Here is a 602-nt window from a genome sequence, read left to right as displayed (position 1 = left end):
GTGCTGCCCTTTGCGCTGCAGGAGAAGGGGACGTCGCTACGGACCTGCGTCGAGAATTATCGCAAGCTCGCCGAGGGCGAATGCTATATCGACACCGCCTTCCACCTCATCATCTCCGATCCGACTGCGGTCGTGCTCGGGCAGGAACTGCCGGCCCTGGTCAAGGACGGCTATACCTCGTTCAAGGTGTTCATGACCTATGACGACCTCGTGCTCTCCGACAAGCAGCTGCTCGAGGTGTTCGAGGTCGCGCGCCGCGAGGAGGCGCTGGTCATGGTCCATTGCGAGGGCTACGACGCCATCCGCTTCCTCACSAGCAAGCTCGAGCGCGARGGCCACATCGCGCCCTATTATCACGGCACCTCGCGGCCGCAGGCGGTCGAGCGCGAGGCGACGCATCGCGCCATCAGCCATGCCGAGGTGATCGGCGTGCCCATCATGATCGTGCACGTCTCCGGGCGCGAGGCCATGGAGCAGGTGCGCTGGGCGCAGCAGCGCGGATTACCGGTGCATGCGGAGACATGCCCGCAATACATCACGCTGACGGCCGACGACATGAAGGGCCTGAACACGCTGACGGCCGACGACATGAAGGGCCTGAA

1 protein-coding gene is annotated in these 602 nt (G+C 64.3%); it reads left to right on the top strand.

The features are described 5' to 3' along the window. On the top strand, positions 1-602 hold a 602-nt coding region (locus A7X65_RS40370), incomplete at both ends, for an amidohydrolase family protein (RefSeq protein ID WP_488230413.1).

It is taken from the genome of Bradyrhizobium stylosanthis, from assembly GCF_001641335.1.
Taxonomy (GTDB): Bacteria; Pseudomonadota; Alphaproteobacteria; order Rhizobiales; family Xanthobacteraceae; genus Bradyrhizobium; species Bradyrhizobium stylosanthis.
Note: the sequence above shows the minus strand (reverse complement) of the source record. Positions and strands in the feature narration are given on the sequence as shown.